Annotated in this window: 1 protein-coding gene; it reads left to right on the top strand. The window is 47.1% G+C overall.

What is annotated here, in order from left to right; all coding sequences use genetic code 11:
• Positions 1 to 164 precede the first annotated feature (164 nt).
• Positions 165 to 350, top strand: a 186-nt coding sequence (locus tag LK536_RS58575; protein WP_506092310.1) for a hypothetical protein, incomplete at its 3' end; no start/stop codon positions are given.

The raw sequence follows: 350 nt of genomic DNA, 5'->3' as shown, positions 1-350 counted from the left end.
TGAGGGAGGAAGGGCACCTGTTCACAGGAGGGGATGGCGACGGAGCATGGGCGCCTGTTTTCCGCCAGGGAAGATAGGATTTATTAGTGCCAAAGGATATTAACGCCATAAGATATTATCGCCAAAAGATATTTACACCAGAAGATACGATGGAGGAGAGCAAGGTGGAAATCAATTTAAGCTATGAGCAACTCAATAACGAATACAGTATGCTGATGGGAGTTTTGGGCGCCAGTGTCAGTAAGCACCTTATGGATGAGCACCTTACCTGCATCGGGGCCAGCAACGACTATTATGAGCTGATTGGTTATACCAAGGCTGAGTACGAAACCCGTTGTCAAAACCAATGC

It is taken from the genome of Clostridium pacaense (genome assembly GCF_020709765.2).
GTDB classification, from domain to species: Bacteria; Bacillota; Clostridia; order Lachnospirales; family Lachnospiraceae; genus Enterocloster; species Enterocloster hominis.
Note: the sequence above shows the minus strand (reverse complement) of the source record. Positions and strands in the feature narration are given on the sequence as shown.